Below are 21967 nucleotides of genomic sequence, written 5' to 3' on the forward strand. Positions count from 1 at the left end.
ACCGCGTACCGCCCGGGGTGTCGCCGCCCCGGGCGGCATGGGGTATCACGGAGGCATGAGCATCGAACCGGAGCCCCGCCCCGACGAGTTCGAGCCCGAAGAGGCCGAGCCCGAGGAGGAGTACGCGCCCGTGGGCGACCACCCCGACGACGCGACGGCGCACGCCGCCGAGGCCGACCTGCTCGAGCAGGAGCAGGAGGTCGAGTTCGACGAGGACGACGACGCCCCGGACCTCGCCGAGGAGGACCGCGCCTGACGCCGGAGCCGACTCTCGCCCCACCCCGGTGAGCGACGACAGCCGTCAGCCGACGGCCTTGGCGGCGTCCACCTCCCCTGCGCCGTACCAGCTGTTCTGGGTCAAGGTGCCCTCGCACGTCTGCGGCGCCCCGGAGTCCAGACCCGGGAAGAACGCATAGGCGGACGTGTCGGTCGGGCACGCGATCGGGTTGGTGGCGTCCTCCACCGCCGCGGACAGCGCTCCGGTGCGCTTGCCCGTCACGGATGCGACGAGCGCGGCGACCCCGGTGACGTGCGGTGCAGCCATCGACGTGCCCTGCTGGTAGCAGTACGTGGCGCCGCTCGGGTCGACGACGCGTCGGGAAGCCAGGCAGGTGGACGTCAGCAGCGCGGCCGGCCAGGTCGACAGCACGCGACCGTTGGGTGCGGCCGCCGTGAGCTGCAGGATGGAGTCGCCGCCGGGCGCCGCGACGTCGGCGGTCGAGATGCCGAACGAGGAGTAGAACGACTTGAGGTGCAGGTTGCCCGTCGCGGTGACGCCGACGACGCCGGGTGCCTCGGTCGGGAAGACGGCGCAGGCGTTGGTGACCTCCCGGGTGACCGGCGTCGTGTCGTCCGGGCTCGTCTGGTCGAACGTCGGGTGCGACAGGTCGTCGGCCTGGTTGCCCTCGGCGGCGACGACGAGAACGCCCCTGTTCTGCGCGTACCTGAGGGCACGCTCCTCGGCTGTCCAGATGGCGCGCTGCGTGGGGTCGTTCTTGCAGTTGAACAGCCACGGGTCGGCGAAGTAGCTGTTGTTCGTCACCGCGACGCCGTGGTCGCCGGCCCACATGAAGGCGCAGACGACCGCCTCGGGGAAGAAGAACCCGTCGGCGTTGCCGGCCTTGATGCCGGCGATCCGGACGCTCGGAGCCACGCCGACGATGCCGATGCCGTTGGCGGCCGCCGCGATGGTGCCCGCGGTGTGCGTGCCGTGGCCGTTGTCGTCGGCCGCGGCCACCTTGCCGGGCACGGGTGCACCGCCGACGCAGTTGACGCTGGCGGCGTCGTCGACGTTGGCGGCGAGGTCGGGGTGGGTCCAGTCGAGGCCGGTGTCGATGTCACCGACGAGGACCGAGCGGTTGCCGGTCGACACGGCGTGCGCCGCCGGGGCGTGGATCTGGTCCATGTCCCACTGGAGTCCGGACAAGGTGTCGCCGGTGGGCGCCGTCGGAGCGGCGTCGGTGGCCGACTGCGTCGCGTCGGCGCCTGAGGCGTCGTCGACTCGTGTGGCGAACTTCACTGTGGCAGAGACTCCCTCGACGCCCTTGACGGCACGCATCGACTGCGCGAACGACGAGGAGGAGGACGACGCGACGACGACCGAGATCGCGGGCCACGACGAGACGACGCGGCCGCCGGCGGCGGTCACCGAGCGCGACGCACCGGTCAGCGAGGCGCCCTGGGAGTAGACGACGAGGTAGGTGGAGGCTCCGCTCGTCGACGTGTCCGCGGCGGACGCGCCGGACGCGACGACGAGGGGTGCGAGGCCCGACAGGGCGAGAGCTCCGGCCGCGACCACGGACGCGGCGGTGAGCGAACGAGAACGTCCCCGAGAAGTGTCTGCGGACATGGGTCCTCACTTCCACGACGGCCACGCGCGGCGCGCTCCGTCGTCGGGCCGTCCACGTCGGCGGCCCGCTGCCGACGCTAGACCCGCCGGGTCCCCGCCGTCGACCGCTTCCCGGCGAGCCGGGCGCACACCGTCCGCCACGCCTCAGGCGTGGGCCCACGGGCCGTGGTGAACGCCCTGCGCCCGGGTCACGCGGCTCGTAGCATCGGGACATGACGCTCCTCGAGCGTGCCGAGCAGCTGCGCGCCGTCGCGGGCTGGCTCGACGACGCCGCGGCCGGGCACGGCCGGCTCGTCTACGTCGCCGGCGAGGCGGGCATCGGCAAGTCGACGTTCGTCGGCCACGTCGTCTCGCAGGCCGGCGCCCGCGCTCGCGCCCTCGTCGGGCAGTGCGACGGTGCGGCGACACCGGCACCGCTCGGACCGCTCGCCGAGATGGTGCCCGGCCTGCCGCCCGGCACCTGGCCGCCGGACGCCACGCGGCACGAGGTGCTCACGCGTCTCGTCGACGTCCTGCGCGCACCGCCGGGCGCCGAGCCGTACCTCCTCGTCGTCGAGGACGCCCACTGGGCCGACGAGGCGACCCTGGACCTGTTGCGGCACCTGGCCCGACGCGTCCACGGCTGTCGGGCGCTCGTGCTCGTGACGTACCGGCCCGAGGACACCGGGCCCACCTCGGGGCTGCGGATCCTGCTCGGTGACACGGCCTCCGCGGACGGGACGCGTCGGGTCGACCTCCCGCCGCTGACGCTCGAGGGCGTGACGGCGCTCGCCGAGGAGTACGCGCGGAGGCACCCGGAGGCAGGGCACGTCGACGCGCGCCGGCTGCACGACGTCACCGGCGGCAACGCCTTCTTCGTCACGGAGGTGCTGTCGGGCGGTACGGCCCGGGTCCCCCCCACGGTCCGGGACGCCGTGCTCGCCCGGGTGGCCCGGCTGGACGAGGCCGCGCAGCGCGCTCTCGAGGTGGTGGCCCTGGCCGGCGCCCGGGTCGACACCAAGCTCGTCGAGGAGCTCGTCCGCGACGGCCTCACCGCCCTCGACGAGCCGCTCTCACGGGGGTTGCTCGTCCTGTCCGGCGGCGAGCTGACGTTCCGCCATGAGCTCGGCCGGCTCGCCGTCGTCGACGACGTCCCGCCCGGGCGGCGGATCCACGTCCATCGGCGCCTGCTCGAGGCCTACCTGCGCCGGGGCGCGGACCCGGAGGTCCTCGCCCACCACGCCGACGCGGCCGGTGACGCCGTGCGGGTGCTGGAGTTCGCACCGGTGGCCGCCGAACGTGCTGCCGCCCTCGGTGCCCACCGTCAGGCGGTCGAGCAGTACCGACGCGCCCTGGCCCACGCGGACGCCCTGCCGACCGGACGCGTCCCGGACGCCACGCGCGCGGACCTGTTGTGGGCGCTCGGGTACGAGCTGTACCTCACCGACCGCATCGAGGCCGCCATCACGGCCGTCGACGCCGCCAGGTCCATCTGGGCAACGGCCGGCGACGAGGTCCGTGTCGGCGACGCGTGGCGGTGCCTGTCGCGGCTGTCGTGGTTCGCCGGGCGCAACGAGGACGCCGAGGCCCAGGCACGCACAGCCGTCGACGTGCTCGCGGGGCACCCCGGTGTCGAGCTCGCGCTCGCGTACAGCAACACGACCCAGCTGCGGATGCTGTCCAGCGACGTCGCCGGCACGCGCGAGTGGGGCGCCCGCACCCTCGACCTCGTCGAACGGCTGCCCAACGGACCGAGGCGGACGGAGGTTCGGGTGCACGCCCTCAACAACCTCGGCACCATCGAGGTCGTCGTCGGGGACGTCGTCGCGGGCACCCAGCTGCTCACGGCCAGCCTCGAAGGAGCGCGGGCCGCGGACCTGCACGAGCACGCCGCGCGGGCGTACTGCAACCTGGCGTCGGCGGCCGTGACCCAGCGGCGGCACGACGAGGCCAGGCGATGGCTCGACGAGGGCATCGACTACTGCGCCGACCGCGACCTCGACTCATGGACGCTGTACCTCCTCGGCTGGCGTGCCCGCCTCGGGCTCGACCGCGGCGAGCACGTGGCGGCCCGCCGCGACGCCGACTCCGTCGGTCGCGGGGAGGTGGCGCCGGTCGGTGCCCTCGAACCGCTCGTGACGCTGGCCCAGCTGCGGGCCCGACGGGGAGAGGACGGGTGGCAGCCGCTCATCGCGCGGGCCGCCCGGCTCGCCGACGGCATGCGCGAGATACAGCGCGTCGCCCCGGTGGTGGCGGCCCAGGCCGAGTTCGCTTGGCTCGCAGGCGAACCCGAACGCGCGCGCGACATCGCCCTCGCCGCCTGGCCACTGGCTCGCGACGCCGACTGCGCGTGGAACCGTGGCGCGGTGGCCCGCTGGCTCACGCCCGAGGACGTGAAGACGGACGGCGACGAGCTCTTCGGGGGCACGGCGCCCGGTGCCCTCCTGGCGCCACCGTTCGCCGCCGAGCACGAGCGACGGTGGCAGCAGGCCGCGCAGCTCTGGGCGCGCCTGCACTCACCCTTCGACGAGGGCCTGGCCCTGGCCCGAAGCGGCGACCGCGACCTCATGACGGCGGCCGTCGGCCTCTTCGAGGGGATCGGCGCCGACGGGGCCGCAGCGCGCGTCCGGACCGACCTCCGGGCGCACGGCTGGCCGGCGCCGCGCGCCGCCCGCGCCAGCACGCGTCGCCACCCAGCAGGCCTGACCCCGCGTGAGAGCGAGGTGCTCGACCTGCTCACCGCAGGCCTCACCGACGCCGCCATCGCCGAGAGGCTCGTCATCTCGCGTCGCACGGCCGAGCACCACGTCGCCTCGATCCTCGCCAAGGTCGGGGTGGGCAGCCGGCGCGACCTGGCCAACCTGGGTGGTTCCGTAGCCGCGAATGGGTAGCCGCCACCCATGACCGGTGGGCGGCGTGCGGCGACGCTGGAGTCATCGACCACTCGACGGAAGGAACGAACCATGCCGCTCTTCATGGACGTGCACACCCTCGGCGACGGCGTCACCATGTCGGACGTCGCCAAGGCCCACGAGGCCGACCTCGCCACCCAGGGGCAGTACGGGGTCAGCTACCTGCGCTACTGGGTCGACGAGGACCGGGGCCAGATCTTCTGCCTCGTCGAGGCACCCGACGCCGAGGCCGCGAACACCGTGCACCGCGAGGCGCACGGCCTCGTCGCGGACTCGATCTACCAGGTGCAGGAAGGCGCCTGACGGCCGGATCAGCGCGATGCCGGACGCCGTGGACGGGCAGGTCCACGGCGTCCGGCATCGACGCCCGAGTCCGGCGTTGACGTCTCCGGTCCGTGGAGTTGTGGCGTTTCACCCCGGGAGGCGCCCAGCCGACCTACGTTGTCGTCGGGACACGGAGGGGGGTGCCATGGCCGAAGGCGGATCCGCGCGAGAGCGCGCCGCGACGCTGCGCGCCAAGGCGGCCACCGCCCGGCAGGAGTCGGAGGCGGCGGCGCACCGCGCGGCGGCGCTCGAGGAGCAGGCCCGGCGCTGGGAGTCGGGAGCCGCCGGGGAGCAGGTCGTCGGCGCCGAGCTGGCGCGCCTCCCGCGGACGTGGGCGTGCTTGCACGACCGGTTGCTGCGGCCGGGACGGTCGCGCGTCAACCTCGACCACGTGGTTATCGGTCCCGGCGGGGTCTTCCTCGTCGACGCGAAGAACTGGTCGGGTGGCGTCTCCGAGTACGACGGGACGCTCTGGCAGCACACCGGCTCGAGCCGGTCCCGGCGGCCGGCGGTGGAGCAGGTGGGGCGCGCCGCCGGGGAGATGGAGCGGACGCTGGCGGTCCCCGTCGTGCCCGTGCTGGCACTGGCCGGCGGCTCCGCGGCCGCCTTTGACTCCCGCCGTGTGGGCGGCATCGACATCGTGCCGGTGCACGACCTGCGCGAGTGGTTGCTCAGGCAGCCCGGCCACCTGCCCCCTGCCGAGGTGGAGCTGCTGCGACGCCGCGTCGACCTGGCGTTCCCGGCAGCGTCGGTGGGCGTTGACGCCGTCAGCCCGGACACGTCGGAGCTCACGGTGGCCCAGGTGCTCGCCAGCGGGAAGGCCCGGACCCGGTCCGGGACACACGCTCGACGCACAAGGCGCGCGGGGAACGGACACTCCACGGCGCGCTTCCGCCGCTTCGCCGGCCGCAGGACAGTACTTGCCCGGGGTGTCATCGCCCTTGGCCTCTTCGCGCTGCTCGCGGCCGTCCTGCCGTACGGGCTGTTCATCATCGGGGGGCATGGGGTCAGGACCCTTGCGACATCGCTTCTCCCCGGAGCAGGTGACAGGACCCCGTCGAGGCCGAACTCCCTCTACTGCCAGGACTATCCGGTCAGACGCATGAAGGCGGTGCTCGCGACCTCCGTGACGGCGAGCACCGAGAACAGCGGCGACGGGTGCAGGTGGTACCTGGGGCCAGCGGTGGACGTGCCGACCATGCTGGACCTGCAGATCGGAGCGTCGGCCGACGTCGTCGTGAGGGCCGTTGCGAGGGACCGTGCCCTCGCAACGGCGGGATCGGGGACCGCCCGTGTCTGGGTGGCCGCAGGGTTGCGCGTCCGGCAATGGGAAGCTGCGGACCTGCGTGCACCATCCTCGTTCATGCTCTCGATGGACTACCGCTATCCCGAAGGCGCAACGCCGGCCACACGACGCAGGGTCGACGAGGCTGAGCTCTCGAGGATCGCGCGGTTGTCCGAGGACCTCGCGATGTGGATGCGGTCCGCTCGTTGAGCTCCATGGCACAGCACGCGTGGACGCTTACTCATGAGGGAATACGATTGGCCTGCAAGACTTTTCGTCGAATCAAACCTTGACTTCCTGTTCGAACTGGTGTTCGATAGGGAGATGAGGGGTCAAGGGACGCGCAGTGCTGACGCGCTGGTCGAGGAGGCCGAGGCGCTCGCCGACGTGGCGTCGCTCGTCGAGGCCTACCCCATGCGAACGCGTCGCGGCGTCCCGGTGCGGCAGCGGTCGCTCTCCCTGCTCGAGCGGTCCCTGAGGCGCAACGCCGCTCGGCACGTCCTCAACCAGCTGATGCCCGATCTCGTCGCCGAGCTCCTCGACGCCGCCGCCGACGACCTCGACGACTCCCCTGACCGCGGCCCCGAGGCCCACGCCGATGCCGAGCTTCGGCTCGTCGAGGCCGTCGAGTCCTGCAAGGCCGCCCTGGACGCGGCAGGCTTGGAGGCGCTCGCTCGGCTCCGGTCGTGCATCGAGTCGGCCGAGCTGGGGCGCGTCGCCGGCACCGGCGGCACCCGGCCGTCCGGATGGCTCGACGCTGACGAGCTCACCGTCCTGGAAGTCACCACGGCCACGGGGCTCGGACCGCAGGAGGTGCACGACAGGCTGGGCCTCGCGACGGCCCGCTCCAGCGCCGCCGCAGAGCTGCGCGACCGGCTCCGGTCAGGCGCGGTCAGCCTTCATCGGGCTCGTGTCCTGCACGCCGAGGTCCGCCATCTCGAGGACGCCGCGGCGGTTGGCGTCGTGGACTCGACGCTGCGTCCCAAGGACGGTGCGCCGCCGTCCCCGACCCTGTTCCGCCAGCGCCTCACGCGCGCCTGCGTCGCGGCCGACCGCGACACAGCCCGACGCCGTCGGGACGCCCGCCGGCGACGCGGTGCGTTCGCCCGCATCGATGCCGACGGGCTCGGGGTCCTCACCGTGACCAACGACGCGGACAAGATCGTGGCCGCGATGGAGCGCGCCGATGCTCTTGCACGAGCCGCACGGCAGGCCGGCGACCGGCGCAGCCTCGACGTCCTGCGCGCCGACGCCATCACCGACCTGCTCGTGCTCGGGTCGATGGCGGCGAACAGCGGGGCGGCCGAAGAGGTGTCAGTCCGCGAAGGCCCGGACGACGCCGCCTGGAGGACGCTCCTGGGGCGTCGCCCGTCAGCCTCGGTCACGCTCGTCGTCCCGCTGCCCGTGGCGCTCGGCCACGTCGACGCCCCGTGCGAGGTGCCCGGTCACGGCTGGGTGGGCCCCGAACAGGCACGGCGGATGATGCTGCACCCCGCGTCGCGCTGGCGGATGCTGGCGGTGGACCCGAGCACGGGCGCTGCCACCGCTGTCGGGACCACCGCCTACCGGCCGACGGCATCGATGCGTGCGGTCGTCGAGGCCGTCGACGGCACCTGCCGTGGGCCCGGATGCACCGTCCCGGCCGCTCGCTGCGACCTCGACCACGACATCCCCTGGCCGCACGGCCCCACCGAGGTCACCAACCTCACGAGCAAGCATCGGCTGCACCACAACGCGCGCACCCACGGTCACTGGAGCGCGTCGCGGGACCCCGACGCCAGGGTCCACTGGCGCACGGCTGCCGGACGACGCTACGTCACCGAGCCGAAGGACTGGCTCGAGGACCTGCGGCCGCCACCCGAACCTGCCCGCCGCCCACGCGTCATCGACGAGCTTCCGCCGTTCTGAGGCCCGCTCGCGTTCTGAGCACCGCTCGCGTTCTGAGCACCGCTCGCGGGCGGCGTCACGACGCGGCGTCGAGCGGGTCAGGGAGTCGGTGCACCCCCTCCGCCGTGGCGACGTGGAAGCCGAGCAAGCGCACACCGGCCTTCCGGCAGGCGGCGATCCCGGCCTCGTGCCACTCCCGATCGGCGTCGGTCGGACGGGCTCCGTGCGGGCGCCCTCGGCCGAGCAGGATCGAGCCGCCGGACTCTCTGACCAGCGGAAGGACGAGGTCCAGCAGCCGGACCAGGTCGGCCGGATCCGCATCCTCCGGCACGTCGTTGAGGACGAGAGGTTGCAGGCCGCGGCCGGCGTGGTCGCAGATCATCAGCCCGATGCACCCCCCGGCGCGGTCGGCCTCGCCGAGGATGAGGTCGATGACGTCGCCGGCCGCGACGGGATCGGTGAGGGGGATCTCGCTGGCGCGCTGGGGCAGGTCGTCGAAGGTCATGCCAGCCATCGTGGCCCGAGCCCGCGAACGCTCGCCGGAGTTGTCCCCAGGTCGATGCGCGCGGGCTCGTGCCCCGGTGGGCCGAACGCCAGGGTCTGCGAGGGTCAGGCCACGCGGGTCTTCGGGGCGTTCTCCGCGGTCTTGCCGGGGTCGCGCTCGACGATGTCCCCGAGGGCGTCGTCGATGCGGGCCATGAGCTCGGGCTCGAGCCTCACGCCCGCGGCCTTGACGTTCTCGGCCACCTGCTCGGGACGAGAGGCACCCACCAGAGCGGCGGCGACGTTCTCGTTCTGCAGCACCCATGCGACCGCGAGCTGGGCCATCGTGAGGCCCGCGTCGTCGGCGACGGGCTGGAGCTTCTGGACCCGCGTCAGGACGTCGTCGTTCATGAACCGCTTGATCATGTCGGCGCCGCCCTTCTCGTCGGCCGCCCGGGAACCTGCGGGAGGCTGCTGCCCGGGCTGGTACTTGCCGGTGAGGACGCCCTGCGCGATCGGGCTCCACACGATCTGGCTGACCCCGAGCTCCTGGCACGTCGGGATGACCTCGCTCTCGATGACCCGCCACAGCATGGAATACTGCGGCTGGCTCGAGATCAGTTGCACGCCAAGGTCTTTCGCGAGCGCGTGGCCCGCGCGGATCTGCTCGGCCGTCCACTCGCTGACGCCGATGTAGAGGGCCTTGCCCTGACGGACGACGTCGGCGAACGCCTGCATCGTCTCCTCGAGGGGCGTCTCCGTGTCGTAACGGTGTGCCTGGTAGAGGTCGACGTAGTCGGTCTGCAGCCGGGTCAGCGACCCGTTGATCGACTCCATGATGTGCTTTCGCGAGAGCCCGGTGTCGTTCTTGCCACCGGGGCCGGTGGGCCAGTAGACCTTCGTGAAGATCTCGAGGCTCTCGCGCCGCTCGCTCTTGAGCGCCTCGCCGAGGACGCTCTCGGCCTTGGTGTTCGCATAGACGTCGGCCGTGTCGAACGTGCTGATGCCGGCGTCGAGCGCGGCGCGGACACATTGCGTCGCCACGTCGTTCTCGACCTGCGAGCCGTGCGTGAGCCAGTTGCCGTAGGTGATCTCGGAGATCTTGAGCCCGCTGTTGCCCAGGTGACGGAAGTTCATGGCGCCCACCGTATGCCCCGCGACCTGCGCCGCTCGATCCCGCGTCCATGGTCGGTCGGGCGAGAGAGTGCCGCGGGTGGGTACGGGACCCATATGCCTCAAGACACCCAGACGCTTCCGTTGCCGGCCCGCTTCGCCGTGGCGCTCGAGCGCGACGACCGGCTGGATCGCGCCACGGCCCTCGCGCAGCGAGTCACCGCACCGCTGGGCCGCGGCGCCACCGCGTCCGTGCTCAGCGGACGCTGGATGGGCCACGCCCTGCACCCTTCCCTCACCGACGTGCCGATCGGCCTCTTCACCGCGGCCGGCGTGCTCGACGCGCTGGGTGGAGTCGAGTCTCGGCCGGCGGCGCGCCGACTCATCGGGCTCGGCCTGCTCGCTGCGGCACCGACGGCGGCGTCCGGCTGGACGGAGTGGCACGGGGCCGAACAGCGCGACCGGCGTGTCGGCGTCGTCCACGCCGTCCTCAACGTCGGGTCGCTCGCGGCGTACACCGGCTCGTGGATGGCCAGACGGAGGGGGCGCCACGCAACCGGGGTGGTGCTCGCGCTGGCCGGTTCCGGCCTGACCGGTGTCGCCGCCTACCTCGGCGGACACCTGGCAAGCGCCCGTGGTGTCGCGACACGTCACCCAGCACTCAGCGAGAGGAACGAGACCATGTCCGAAGCCGAGCAGCCGAAACCCGCCTCGTCACCCCTGACGGCGCGGGACGTCGTCGAGGCCGTCACCGCGCAGCACGGTGAGATCACCCGCCTGCTTCGCGCCGTGCGCACCGCCGACGACGGCACCCGGGCTGACGCGCTGCACCGTCTCTGCGCGTACCTGGCCGGTCATGAGGCGGTGGAGGAGGTGCTCCTGCACCCACGCGCCGAGGCGACCCCGGACCCGGCACTGGGTTCGCAGCGCGTCGTCGAGGAGGAGGGCGTCGGGCAGCAGATCGGGCGCCTGGAGGACGCCGGCGTCACCTCCCCGGTCTTCGTGACCCAGCTCGGGCTCCTCGAGGAGGCGATCACGCAGCACGCCGCCGCGGAGGAGAAGCAGGAGCTGCCAGGCATCCTCGACTCGGTCGACGCCTCGGATGCTGCCCTCATCGTCCGCGCCCTGCGCGAGCAGGAGGCCGCCGCCGACCGTCGAACCGGCTCGTTCGCCGAGATGCTCGAGATGGCCAGGCACGACGTCCGTGGGCTCGCGGCACGACGCTGAAAAGGATGTGCCATCCGGAATCTTCAAGTTGGCTCGAACGTTCCTCACATGACCCCTCCGGGCTGGACCCGGATCGAAGACGTGGAAAGAGGTGGATCGTGAGGCGCAGGAAGTACGAGGAGTTCGAGACCGACAACGGCACGGTGCTGCACTACGTCCGCCACGAGAACGGTGGCGGATACGTCGAGCGTCACGCCGAGGTCGACCCGAGCGCCTACGTCGGTGACACGGCGTACGTGGACCGGGGCGCGACCGTCGGACCCCGCGCCAACATCCAAAGCGGCGCATGGATCGATGCCGGCGCCACGGTGCACGCCGACGCCGAGATCGGCTCGGCTGCCCACATCGGGCGAGGCGCCGTCGTGGGACGCCGCGCCCGGGTCGGTGCGCGCACCAAGGTCGGACCACGTGCGCACATCTGGGACGGCGCGCGCATCGACGTCGACGAGACGATCGGCGCCGATGCCGTGATCCGCAGGCCCAGCACCAAGCGCCACGCCGCCTAGGACTCGGGCGGACGTGACCGCAACCGAAGGGCCCCACGACAGTAGTCGTGGGGCCCTTCGGTGTGCCTGTCGCCGGATCAGCTGCAGCCGCTGGTGCTGCCGCAACCCTCGCAGACGTAGCACGAGCCCGCGGGACGCATCTTCGTGCCACAGGTCATGCAGATCGGGGCGTCGGCGGTGATGCCGCCGAACTTCTCGAGCAGCTCCGCGGAGCTGTGCACGTCACCCGAGGCCTCGCGAGCCGACGCCGCACCGGCCCCGAACTTCACGTCCACCTCGGCCGACTTCTCGGCCTTGTGCTCGGGCTTCGGCTCCTTGCGGGTCACCGGCGTCGACTGCTGGAGCGACGCGAGCTCCTCGGCCAGCTCCTCCTCGTCCTCCGAGTCGTCGGCCTCGATGGCCTCGTAGGAGCCGGTCTCGACCTGGCGCGCACGCTCCTCGGCGGTGTGGATGCCCATGAAGGAACGGGTGTCGAAGTCGAGGTAGTCCAGCGCGAGACGACGGAAGACGTAGTCCATGAGCGACTGGGCCATCCGCACGTCGGGGTCGTCGGTCATGCCGGCCGGCTCGAAGCGCAGGTTCGTGAACTTCTCCACGTACGTCTCGAGCGGGACGCCGTACTGCAGGCCGACGGACACGGCGATCGAGAAGGCATCCATCACGCCGGCCAGGGTCGAGCCCTGCTTGCCGAACTTGAGGAAGATCTCGCCGAGCTCACCGTTCTCGTACGTGCCGGCGGTGAGGTAGCCCTCCGCGCCTCCGACCGCGAACGACGTCGTCTGCGACGTCCGGCGCTTGGGCAGGCGACGACGCACCGGGCGGTACTCGATGACCTTCTCGACCTTGGGCTCGACGGTCTCGGCCGGGGCGTCCTTCGCCTTGTCCTTGGCCGTCGAACCGCCGTCGGACAGCGGCTGGCCGACCTTGCAGTTGTCGCGGTACACGGCGAGCGCCTTGATGCCGAGCTTCCAGCCCTGCATGTAGACGTCCTCGATCTCCTCGACCGTCGCCGTCTCGGGCAGGTTGACGGTCTTGGAGATGGCCCCGGACAGGAACGGCTGTGCCGCGGCCATCATGCGCACGTGGCCCATCGGGGAGATGGCGCGCTGGCCCATGGCGGTGTCGAAGACCTCGTAGTGCTCCGGCTTGAGGCCCGGGGCGTCGATCACGTGGCCCTTGTCGGCGATGTACTCGACGATGGCCTCGATCTGCTCCTGCTGGTAGCCCAGCTTCTTGAGCGCCCGCGGGATCGTCAGGTTGACGATCTGCATCGAGCCGCCGCCGACGAGCTTCTTGAACTTGACGAGCGAGAAGTCCGGCTCGATGCCGGTCGTGTCGCAGTCCATCATGAAGCCGATGGTGCCGGTCGGGGCCAGCACCGACGCCTGGGCGTTGCGGTAGCCGTGCTTCTCGCCGATCTTGATGACGTCGTCCCACGCCTTCGTGGCGACCTTGTGGATGCTCGAGTCCATGTCGTCGAGCGTCTTGATGTCGTCGTTGGCGGCCTGGTGCTTGCGCATGACGCGCTTGTGGGCGTCGGCGTTGCGGGCGTAACCGGCGTAGGGACCCACGACGGAGGCGAGCTCGGCCGAGCGCTTGTACGCGGCACCCGTCAGCAGCGAGGTGATCGAGCCGGCGAGGGCGCGGCCGCCCTCGGAGTCGTAGCCGTGGCCGGTGGCCATGAGCAGGGCGCCGAGGTTGGCATAGCCGATGCCGAGCTGGCGGTAGTCCCGCGTCGTGTCACCGATCGACTCGGTCGGGAAGTCGGCGAAGCAGATGGAGATGTCCATCGCCGTGATGACGAGCTCGACGACCTTCTGGAAGGTCACCGCGTCGAACGTGTCGTCGTCGCGGAGGAACTTCAGCAGGTTGAGCGAGGCGAGGTTGCACGAGCTGTTGTCGAGCGACATGTACTCCGAGCACGGGTTGGACGCGGTGATGCGGCCGGTCTCGGGGTTGGTGTGCCAGGCGTTGATCGTGTCGTCGTACTGGATGCCCGGGTCGGCGCACTCCCACGCGGCCTGGGCGATCTTGCGGAACAGTCCGCGGGCGTCGATCTCCTCGATGACCTCACCCGACAGACGTGAGCGCAGGCCGAACGGCGTGCCGTCCTCGACGGCCTTCATGAACTCGTCGTTGACCCGCACCGAGTTGTTCGCGTTCTGGTACTGGACCGAGACGATGTCCTTGCCGCCGAGATCCATGTCGAAACCGGCGTCGCGCAGGGCGCGGATCTTGTCCTCCTCGCGCGCCTTCGTCTCGACGAACTCCTCGATGTCGGGGTGGTCGACGTCGAGGACGACCATCTTGGCCGCGCGACGCGTCGCCCCGCCGGACTTGATGGTGCCCGCCGAGGCATCGGCACCACGCATGAACGACACCGGGCCCGATGCGGTGCCACCCGAGGAGAGCAGCTCCTTGGACGAGCGGATGCGGGAGAGGTTGAGGCCGGCGCCGGAGCCGCCCTGGAAGATCTTCCCCTCCTCCTTGTACCAGTTGAGGATCGAGTCCATCGAGTCGTCGACCGACAGGATGAAGCAGGCCGAGACCTGCTGCGGCGACTTGGTGCCGACGTTGAACCACACGGGCGAGTTGAACGAGAAGACCTGGTGCAGCAGCGCCCACGTCAGCTCGTGCTCGAACACCTCGGCGTCGGCGTCGGTGGCGAAGTAGCCGTGCTGCTTGCCCGCGGCGACGTACGTCAGGACGACGCGGTCGATGAGCTGCTTGAGCGAGACCTCGCGGGCCGCGGTGCCGACCGCACCACGGAAGTACTTGGTCGTGACGATGGTGCTCGCGTTGATCGACCAGAAGTCGGGGAACTCGACCCCGCGCTGCTCGAAGATCGTCTCGCCCGTCTTCCAGTTCTGCTGGACGACGTCGCGCTTCTCCCACGTCACCTCGTCGTACGGGTGGACGCCTGGCGTGGTGTAGATGCGCTCGATCTTGACGCCCTTGGCGCCCGTCTTCGAGCGAGATGTGCGGTTACCGATCTCCGTCATGTCGTGCGGCCTCCCTGACCGTGTGCGGGCCCGCCCCGGGCCCGTGTGCTCGTCGTGTCGTTCGGTGCCAGTGTCTCGCCGGGGTCTGACAGTCCCCTTGGTGGTGTGGGCGATTCGTGTGGAGGGTGGTTACCGCTGCGCGCCGATCCCGGGGTGGGGCTGCGGGCCCGTCCCGAGCGCGTCACGTTCGGCTCGAAGCAGCGCGATGGCCCCTTCGAAGTCCTCGAGGCTCTCCCAGGCCTGGTACACGCTGGCGAACCTCAGGTAGGCGACCTCGTCGAGCTCTCGGAGCGGCTCGAGGACGGCCATGCCGACCTCGTGCGCCTCGATCTCGGCGTTTCCCTGCGATCTGATGGCTTCCTCGACCTTCTGGGCCAGCAGCGCGAGGTCGTCCTCGGTGACCGGTCGGCCCTGGCAGGCCTTTCGGACGCCGGAGAGGACCTTGGCCCTGCTGAAGGGCTCGGTGACGCCGGACCGCTTGATGACGTTGAGGCTCGAGGTCTCGAGGGTCGTGAAGCGGCGGTTGCACTCGGGGCACTGGCGACGACGGCGGATGGCAGTGCCGTCGTCGGTGGTGCGGGAGTCGACGACCCGCGAGTCGGTGTGCCGGCAGAACGGACAATGCACGCGTGGTCACCTCCCTCGTCCGAGAAACCCAGTGGTGGGAACGCCCTCGGCCACCCCCTTATGCCGCCCTCGCTCGCTCGCAGGCAGGCTCCCGTGTTCGTGGACCGGGCGCCGCCTGGGGATGAGTCTGTGGACGGACTGGGGACGACCTGTCCATAACCCCCGCGTGGCTGGGGACTACATGTGGACGTCTTACATCCGTGTAACTACTAGATGTAGGGGTAACTCTAGGCACGTCGTGACCTGCGTCGCAAGCACATCGGAGAAACCGGACATGCCGAGTCGCTGACCTGCGGAAACGTCACACACGTCCCGATCGTCCCGGCGTGTCACACCACCGTGAACCCCTAGATCTAGGGGTGGTCCATGACGCCGACTCCCCTATCTACCGATGGGGAGACGAACGAGAGGCGGTGGAGGCATTGCCGGCACGGAGACGCAGCCGCGCTCGACCGGGGTCTGGCGCACGGTGAGGTCGCGCCGACCGACCGCGACCGCCACGAGGTTGTCGGCGCTGACGCTCCCGGCCCGCAGGTAGTCGGAGTGGCCGGTCGAGGTCCGTGCGGGCTCGTCGGCCCCCGCCCCGATGGCGCGCCAGGCGTTGCATGCCCTGGCCGGGTCCTTGAGCGACGTCGTCGACAGCCAGACGGCACCCCGGACGGTGTCCGGGCGCTGCCCGTGCAGCGGCCAGCCCGGCCGCGCGACGAGGTCATGAGCGGCGGACAGGACGTTGAACGACCCCGGCTTGAGGCCGGTCCGTTCGATGCGGTCGAAAGGGACGCCCGGCGACCCGAAGACGGCGACGTCATCCACCGAGCTCGTCAGCAGGAGGGCGTGACCGGCGAGCACCGAGCCGTACGAGTGCGCCCACACGGTCTGGTGCACGCGCCGGTCCCGTGCCGCCCCGACCCCGGTGACGAACGCCGCGAGCTCGTCCGCGTTGTCCCGGGCCAGCTTCGGGTTGAGCACGCTGCGATCGATGCTGGTCAGCACCTCGTCGGCCTGGGGAGCCTCGTACCCCATCCAGGTGACGATCGCGACGTCCGTACCATTCGCCTCGGTGAGGGCCTGACGGCGGAGCGGCGCGAAGAGGTCGTCATAGCGCTCGAGGTCGCCCCGGGCCGTCGTCCCCATGCCCCCGACGAAGGTGACGACGTGCTCTGCCCGGTCCACGTCGCCCTGCGCGAGGACCACCTTGACGTCGGCGCCGGTGGCATCGACGAGCACGAGCCGGCGAGCCACCCCGTCCCGACGCCCGATGACGGCGCGGATCGCCCGCAGGTCCTCGACACGGTCGCGAGTCCGGGCCACGGCGCCCGCCGTCCGCCGGCTCCGCGGGTCGCGGCGGGCAGCCTCGTAGGCGCTCGACGCCGCTCGTTCTGCCTCCGCGAGGAGGACGAGGTTCGCCTCGTGCCGCGCTACGGCCGGGATGCCGTCACGCGCACCGACCCACTGCGGGTGCTCGTGGACGACGGCGTTGCGCTCCGCCTCGGTGAGGCAGCGCCACCAGGCGGCGGACGCGTAGGCGCCGGACGCGTCGTGGACGACGACCGGAGGCACCGGCACGGGCGGGGTGCTCCTCGCGGCTAGAAGATCCATCGCGGACCGACCACCGCGCGCGCCGGAGAGGAGGTCCGCCGCGAGGCCGGCATCGACGTCTGTCGCGATGCGCACGGCCTGACGGAGGTAGGTGTGGACCTCCTCGCGCAGCAGCTCGTCGCGTCGAGCGCGGTGGGCCTCGAGGACCGGGTCGAGACCGGTCGCGCGCACGGGCAGGAACAGCGTGCCGTCGTGTCCGAGCCAGGCGCCGTCGGAGGCCGCGCGCTCGTCGGCCCGGGCGAGCAGGTCCTGGGCGGCCTGGAGGCGGGTGGCGCCGTCCTGCAAGGCAGTGGACGACGCCGCCAGGCACGCCGCGAGGCGGGCGAGGCCGGCGACGAGGGTCACCTGCCGTTCGGCGGCCGCGCTCGACGCCGGTCCCGACCACGTCGAGCCCCGGCGATGCAGCAGGTCCGCGACGACGGCCTGGACCTCGAGGCGGCTCTGCGTGAGACGGCGGGCGGCGAGCTCGAGGGCACCGGGACGAGCCGTCCGCACGCGAGCGACGTCGAACGTCGTCACGGCGCACCGTCACCGGACGGGTTCGTGAACGCCCGGGCGGCGGCATGCTCGACCGCGGAGTAGAGCCTCGAGGCCTCCTGGAGGGCCGACCCGAGGCCGAGCAGCTCCACACGGGCCTCACGAAGACGTTCTCGCCAGGCGAGCGAGATCCGGGAGACGGATGCGGCGAGCATGCCGCCGGCGAGCGCCACCCCGACCGGCTCGACCGCGAGATCCGGCCTCACCACGGTCAGGCGCGCGAGCGCCCAGTCTGCCGTCGCGGCGGCGTCGTCGACCGTGCCCGTGTCCACCTCGTACCGCATGCGCGCTCCCCTTCCCGAGATCCCCACGGTAGGAAGGACATCGCTCGCGGGCAGAGGTGCATCCACAGGCCCGGGGACCGGCGCCCAGCGTCCATGCCTCATCCACAGGGCGGCCGAAGCCGGACACAGCAGGACGCCGCACCCGAAGGGGTGCGGCGTCCGGGCCACCAGACGGGGTCGAAGCGCCTGGAGGGCCAGCCGCTGAAGGTGGAGCCAACGCGGCGGTCGGGGGACGTGCCGGGAGGCGGCACGAACGGCGACGTCAGGGAGCCGGGATGACGAGCCGCTGGCCCGTGTGGATCATCGACGTCGAGAGGGAGTTGGCCAGCTGCAGCTCGACGACCCCCTCGCGCACCGGAAGGCCCGGGAGCTCACGAGCCGCGATGCCCGACAGGGTCTGACCTGACTCGACCGTGATCGTGCGCGGTGCACCCGTGGCCGAGGCGAGCTGACCGGCGAGGCCGATCCCGAGGGCGAGGACCACGGCGCCGACGAAGAGCGTCACGACGAGGCGGCCGAACCGCGTCAGGCGCATCCGCGGGCGGGCGGCACGGGCGGCCCGCACGGCGGCGCGTCCGGTGGGAACGAGGACGAGCTGCGGCCGCGAGACGAAGTCGGACTCCCCGACCTCCGTCTCCCGCTGCCGGCGAACGGCTTCGATGGCGACCACGCTCATGCTGACCTCCCCTTGCTGCTGACTTGCGAACATGTGTTCGATAGAACGCCTGTACGAGTTGTAGCACGTCTGGTCGATGAAGTCGAGACATGCTTCGAACAGGTGTTTGGCAACTGTGTTCGAACCCCGTACGCTTTCCTCACACCACCAACCACACCAGTCACCACTGACACTGGCCTCGCGAGCGCCGGGACCGGGGTGCCTGGGGCCGCCGACGAAGGGGACACCATGGGCGTGACCGAGCTTCCCGACCGCGACAAGGGCGATGGGCTGACGATGCGCCAGCGGCGCGTGCTCGAGGTGATCCGCAACTCCGTCGACCGACGCGGCTACCCGCCGAGCATGCGCGAGATCGGTGAGGCCGTCGGGCTCGCCAGCCCGTCGAGCGTCAGCCACCAGCTCGCCGCCCTCGAGCGCAAGGGCTACCTGCGTCGGGACCCCAACCGTCCGCGCGCCCTCGAGGTCGTCTCCCCCGACGCCGGAGACGCGACGGGGCGCCGCGGGCGCGCCGCAGCGTCCGACCAGCACGACGTCGAGACCGACTCCGGTGACACGCGCCCCGAGGCGTCGTACGTCCCCGTCCTCGGCAAGATCGCCGCCGGGGTGCCCATCACCGCCGAGGAGGTCGTCGAGGACGTCTTCCCGCTGCCCCGCCAGGTCGTCGGCGAGGGGCAGCTCTTCCTGCTCAAGGTCCAGGGCGACTCGATGGTCGACGCCGCGATCTGCGATGGCGACTGGGTGGTCGTGCGCCAGCAGCCGACTGCCGAGAACGGCGACATCGTCGCGGCGATGCTCGACAACGAGGCCACGGTGAAGACCTTCAAGCGCAAGGACGGTCACGTGTGGTTGCTGCCTCACAACGAGGCCTACGACCCGATCGACGGCGACGATGCGACGATCCTCGGAAAGGTGACCGCAGTCCTGCGTCGCGTCTGAGCAGCCCCCACCGCGGCCACATCACGGGCGCGTCGCGGATCCTCCGCGGCGCGTCGTGAGGTATCCGCACCCTGGACTCGCCACTCTGGGAGCACAGTGCCTGAGGAGGACGCCATGCCCGACCGGCCCGACCGCGACGTCGTCTTCACGTATCGCTATCTGCGGGGCGGCATGGTGGCGCTGCTGCTCATGCTGCTGCTGTCCGTCGTGCTCCAGTGGTGGTGGGGCACGAACCGGTCGTGCTGGCTGGGCTCGATCAGCGCCTACTACTTCACCCCTGCGCGCACGGTCTTCGTCGGCAGCCTCTGCGCGCTCGGCGCCGCCCTCGTCGTCTACAAGGGCCACTCGTCGGAGGAGGACGTGCTCCTCAACTTCTCCGGCTTCATGGCGTTCGTGGTCGCGATGGTGCCCACCGTCCCGGACGATCGCTGCAGTGTTGCAGGCGCGCCGAACCCGTTCGCCCTGCCCACGACGGCCATCTCCGACGCGGTCGACAACAGCGTGTGGTCCCTGGTCGCCGTGGGTCTCCTCGCCCTCGTCGTGACGGCATGGCTGCGACGCGCCGAGCTCAGGGACCCCGCACGCCGACCACCGGTGCGCACCCTGCTCGTCACCGCGGCGTGCAGTGCCGTGGTCGTGTTCGAGCTCGTGCTCTTCCTCGCGCTGCCCGACCGTTTCGTGGCCCTGAGCCACGGCATCGCCGCCGCGACGATGGTGGCCGGCGTCATCGCCGTCATGGTCCTCAGCGCCTTCCGGGTCGAGGACCGACACACCTCGACCCAAGAAGCGGCGGGGTACAAGAGGTGGTACCTCGTCATCGCCGGGACCCTGGCTGCGCTGCTGGCCCTCACGGTGCTCGCACACCTGACGCTGCACGGCTTCGACCACGTGATCCTGATCTGCGAGGTCATCATCATCGTCCTGTTCTGCGCCTACTGGATCCTCCAGACCAAGGAGCTGTGGGACCTGCGCGACAGCACGGACCTCGAGGCTCGTAGGGGCGCCGCCATCGCCGAGTGACGGCCCGGTGGTTCGCCACCGCGGGTCGTCGGACGATTAGTTGCGGACGAGGACGCTCCGCGCCTCCTTGACGGTGATCGGGGTGCCCGGCTGCGGCACGGTCACCGTGTCGGGGATCGAGATCCACGCGCCGCCGTTGATGCGGAAGTCCGCGCCGAACGTCACGTCGACCCGCGACGTGTACGTGCCCGGTCTGCGGTAGGTGTGGACGATGTCGCCGTCGGGGTAGACGCCACCGGGCGAGGTGGTGGGACCCTCGCTCGTGCCGTCCCCGAATCGGTACACGTAGCTGACGAGCTTCGGACGGATCTCGACGCGGTACCCGAACATCGTGGCCGGGTCGACGAGGTCGATCTCGCCCGGCTCAAACCCGCTGCTGGCCCAGTCGACCTTGTAGAAGGTCTTGAGGTTGACGAGCGTCGTGTTCCCCTTCGGCTGCGTGGAGATCGTTCCGTGGGACCACGGCGTCTTATGCCACGCCGCAATAATCATGGATAGAGTCGGCAGTGGCTTGACTCCGGGGACCATTTCGGGGAGGCAGGTCGTGCCCAGAAGGATCCACCCGTTTGGTTCCACCACCCCCCTGGTTGCCGGCATGCGGTCGGACGTTGGCTTACCGGTCTCGTCCACCCACATGCGCAAGACGTCGGTGAGGGGCCCGCGGCCCTCCGTCGCGCTGTTTCCTGCACATGCGAGGACGGCTTCTTCATAACAAGGTGCGCTCGCGTCACGACCGCCAAGGTCACACGCACTGATTCGGGTGCGATATGTCCAATGGGGCTGCGGGCTTGCCAGGGCACGCTGATATTCGGCCTGAAGGTCTGACAATTCTTGGCGGGTGACGTCCACGGTCGTCCCGTCGGCGCCGCTCCCGGATCCCCACCCGTCCTTGGCAAAGGCAATCGGAGTGAGCAAGGCCCCCAGCGCCACCGCACCTGCAATGCCCCAAGCGAGCCGCCTCAGATTGGCGCTCACGCTACGTCCTTGATCGCCTGTACAGACCATCCAGACCGCGTCCACACCAAGTAGAACATGTTGGTAGTGTTTGAGCGCTTGTCCGTGTCGACCACCTTTCCAGACTTGTCGACAATTCGCGCGCCGGTCTGACCACCATACATTTGGACGCGCAATGGACTAAAGGACGCGGCAAGAGTTACAAGCTCATCAATTCGAACCGGGTCCGAATCGTACCTCTGCCCCTTTTCCGCCAACTCCGCCGATGTCCTCATAAACGATGCACAAGATTGAGACTCTGAGAGGCAAAGCGGCTTCAGCGCAGACGCGTCCGGTCGCCGCCACGACGCATTTAATTCACGAATGAAGTATCTAACAAAGGCTTCGGCGCCGGCCTTGTCCTTGGTCTTGGCCGCGTCGGGGAGGCCTGCCGGGAAGGTGGGGCCTGCACTGGTCGATGCGGTCGTGGGCGCCGCTGAGGTCGTGCTCGTCCCACTCGCGGTCGTCGACGAAACCGGCGCACTCGTCTGCGCCGGGGCCGGGTCGCCGCCCCCGCCGCAGGCCGCCAGCGTCGTCGCCAGCGCCAGACCAACGGCGGCGCACGTCATCCTCTGGTGTCTCAGCACGAGTCTCGGCCCCCTGTTCGGCGAATCTGTGGCCCTGCCCACCGGGCGCAAACGGGCGAAAACGTCATCGAACGCTCCCACAGATGGTGCCGCAACCGCATCCCGAGCGCCCGCCGTCGTCCACAGGCCCGTCGTCGGCAT

The 21967-nt window shown here is 71.0% G+C and carries 19 protein-coding genes; 9 read left to right on the forward strand and 10 right to left on the reverse strand.

The features are described 5' to 3' along the window. Window positions 1–55 precede the first annotated feature (55 nt). Complete coding sequence (locus ACR9ZK_RS03095; protein ID WP_481340149.1) at window positions 56–256, forward strand: hypothetical protein; 201 nt, start codon at window positions 56–58, stop codon at window positions 254–256. Between the two features lie 45 nt (window positions 257–301). Here the strand turns inward: ACR9ZK_RS03095 and ACR9ZK_RS03100 are convergent, their stop codons facing one another. Beyond that, the gene (locus ACR9ZK_RS03100) at window positions 302–1798 is read right to left on the reverse strand and encodes a S8 family serine peptidase (RefSeq protein WP_481340152.1); all 1497 of its coding nucleotides are present in this window, start codon (window positions 1796–1798) and stop codon (window positions 302–304) included. A gap of 263 nt (window positions 1799–2061) precedes the next feature. Here ACR9ZK_RS03100 and ACR9ZK_RS03105 point away from each other — a divergent pair, with 263 nt between their 5' ends. The 4 genes from ACR9ZK_RS03105 to ACR9ZK_RS03120 all read left to right on the forward strand — a co-directional run bounded on the left by ACR9ZK_RS03105 (window position 2062) and on the right by ACR9ZK_RS03120 (window position 8257). After that, on the forward strand, window positions 2062–4719 hold the full coding sequence (locus tag ACR9ZK_RS03105) for an ATP-binding protein (RefSeq protein WP_481340154.1): 2658 nt from the start codon (window positions 2062–2064) through the stop codon (window positions 4717–4719). A 72-nt stretch (window positions 4720–4791) separates the two neighbouring features. Beyond that, complete coding sequence (locus ACR9ZK_RS03110; RefSeq protein WP_481340157.1) at window positions 4792–5043, forward strand: DUF4242 domain-containing protein; 252 nt, start codon at window positions 4792–4794, stop codon at window positions 5041–5043. Between the two features lie 166 nt (window positions 5044–5209). Beyond that, a complete protein-coding gene (locus ACR9ZK_RS03115; RefSeq protein ID WP_481340160.1) occupies window positions 5210–6559 on the forward strand; it encodes a nuclease-related domain-containing protein in 1350 nt (449 codons plus the stop codon). 114 nt (window positions 6560–6673) lie between these two features. Further along, window positions 6674–8257, forward strand: coding sequence for an HNH endonuclease signature motif containing protein (locus ACR9ZK_RS03120; RefSeq protein ID WP_481340165.1), 1584 nt, complete (start codon window positions 6674–6676; stop codon window positions 8255–8257). 55 nt (window positions 8258–8312) lie between these two features. On the opposite strand, the gene ACR9ZK_RS03125 is transcribed toward ACR9ZK_RS03120, so the two are convergent. After that, window positions 8313–8741, reverse strand: coding sequence for a hypothetical protein (locus ACR9ZK_RS03125; RefSeq protein WP_481340169.1), 429 nt, complete (start codon window positions 8739–8741; stop codon window positions 8313–8315). Between the two features lie 104 nt (window positions 8742–8845). Continuing rightward, on the reverse strand, window positions 8846–9856 hold the full coding sequence (locus ACR9ZK_RS03130; protein ID WP_481340173.1) for an aldo/keto reductase family protein: 1011 nt from the start codon (window positions 9854–9856) through the stop codon (window positions 8846–8848). A gap of 93 nt (window positions 9857–9949) precedes the next feature. Between ACR9ZK_RS03130 and ACR9ZK_RS03135 the strand changes: the two genes are divergently transcribed. Together ACR9ZK_RS03135 and ACR9ZK_RS03140 are read left to right on the forward strand one after the other, a co-directional pair. Then, window positions 9950–11059, forward strand: coding sequence for a DUF2231 domain-containing protein (locus tag ACR9ZK_RS03135; RefSeq protein WP_481340176.1), 1110 nt, complete (start codon window positions 9950–9952; stop codon window positions 11057–11059). Between the two features lie 98 nt (window positions 11060–11157). Beyond that, window positions 11158–11565: a transferase gene (locus tag ACR9ZK_RS03140; protein WP_481340179.1), complete on the forward strand. Its 408-nt coding sequence runs from the start codon at window positions 11158–11160 to the stop codon at window positions 11563–11565. 77 nt (window positions 11566–11642) lie between these two features. Here ACR9ZK_RS03140 and ACR9ZK_RS03145 read toward each other — a convergent pair whose 3' ends face one another. The 5 genes from ACR9ZK_RS03145 to ACR9ZK_RS03165 form a co-directional block, all read right to left on the reverse strand. Further along, entirely contained in the window at window positions 11643–14567 is a 2925-nt protein-coding gene (locus tag ACR9ZK_RS03145) for a vitamin B12-dependent ribonucleotide reductase (protein WP_481340183.1), read from the reverse strand. Window positions 14568–14696: 129 nt separating this feature from the next. Next, complete coding sequence (gene nrdR / locus ACR9ZK_RS03150; RefSeq protein WP_481340186.1) at window positions 14697–15194, reverse strand: transcriptional regulator NrdR; 498 nt, start codon at window positions 15192–15194, stop codon at window positions 14697–14699. Window positions 15195–15575: 381 nt separating this feature from the next. Next, a complete protein-coding gene (locus tag ACR9ZK_RS03155) occupies window positions 15576–17312 on the reverse strand; it encodes an alpha/beta hydrolase (RefSeq protein ID WP_481340190.1) in 1737 nt (578 codons plus the stop codon). Next, window positions 17309–17614, reverse strand: coding sequence for a hypothetical protein (locus ACR9ZK_RS03160; protein ID WP_481340193.1), 306 nt, complete (start codon window positions 17612–17614; stop codon window positions 17309–17311). The genes ACR9ZK_RS03155 and ACR9ZK_RS03160 overlap by 4 nt, the downstream gene beginning before the upstream one ends. 262 nt (window positions 17615–17876) lie before the next feature. After that, complete coding sequence (locus ACR9ZK_RS03165; RefSeq protein ID WP_481340196.1) at window positions 17877–18290, reverse strand: LysM peptidoglycan-binding domain-containing protein; 414 nt, start codon at window positions 18288–18290, stop codon at window positions 17877–17879. 228 nt (window positions 18291–18518) lie between these two features. On the opposite strand from ACR9ZK_RS03165, the gene lexA reads away from it, so the two are divergent. After that, on the forward strand, window positions 18519–19226 hold the full coding sequence (gene lexA / locus ACR9ZK_RS03170) for a transcriptional repressor LexA (RefSeq protein WP_481340200.1): 708 nt from the start codon (window positions 18519–18521) through the stop codon (window positions 19224–19226). A 114-nt stretch (window positions 19227–19340) separates the two neighbouring features. Continuing rightward, window positions 19341–20246, forward strand: coding sequence for a hypothetical protein (locus ACR9ZK_RS03175; protein ID WP_481340203.1), 906 nt, complete (start codon window positions 19341–19343; stop codon window positions 20244–20246). A 36-nt stretch (window positions 20247–20282) separates the two neighbouring features. On the opposite strand, the gene ACR9ZK_RS03180 is transcribed toward ACR9ZK_RS03175, so the two are convergent. Beyond that, window positions 20283–20738 carry a PKD domain-containing protein gene (locus ACR9ZK_RS03180; protein WP_481340206.1) on the reverse strand — a complete coding sequence of 152 codons (456 nt, stop codon included), beginning with the start codon at window positions 20736–20738 and terminating at the stop codon, window positions 20283–20285. 479 nt (window positions 20739–21217) lie between these two features. Next, window positions 21218–21808 carry a hypothetical protein gene (locus tag ACR9ZK_RS03185; RefSeq protein WP_481340208.1) on the reverse strand — a complete coding sequence of 197 codons (591 nt, stop codon included), beginning with the start codon at window positions 21806–21808 and terminating at the stop codon, window positions 21218–21220. Window positions 21809–21967 lie beyond the last annotated feature (159 nt).

The sequence above is a fragment of the Monashia sp. HAY1-5C genome (assembly GCF_056755255.1).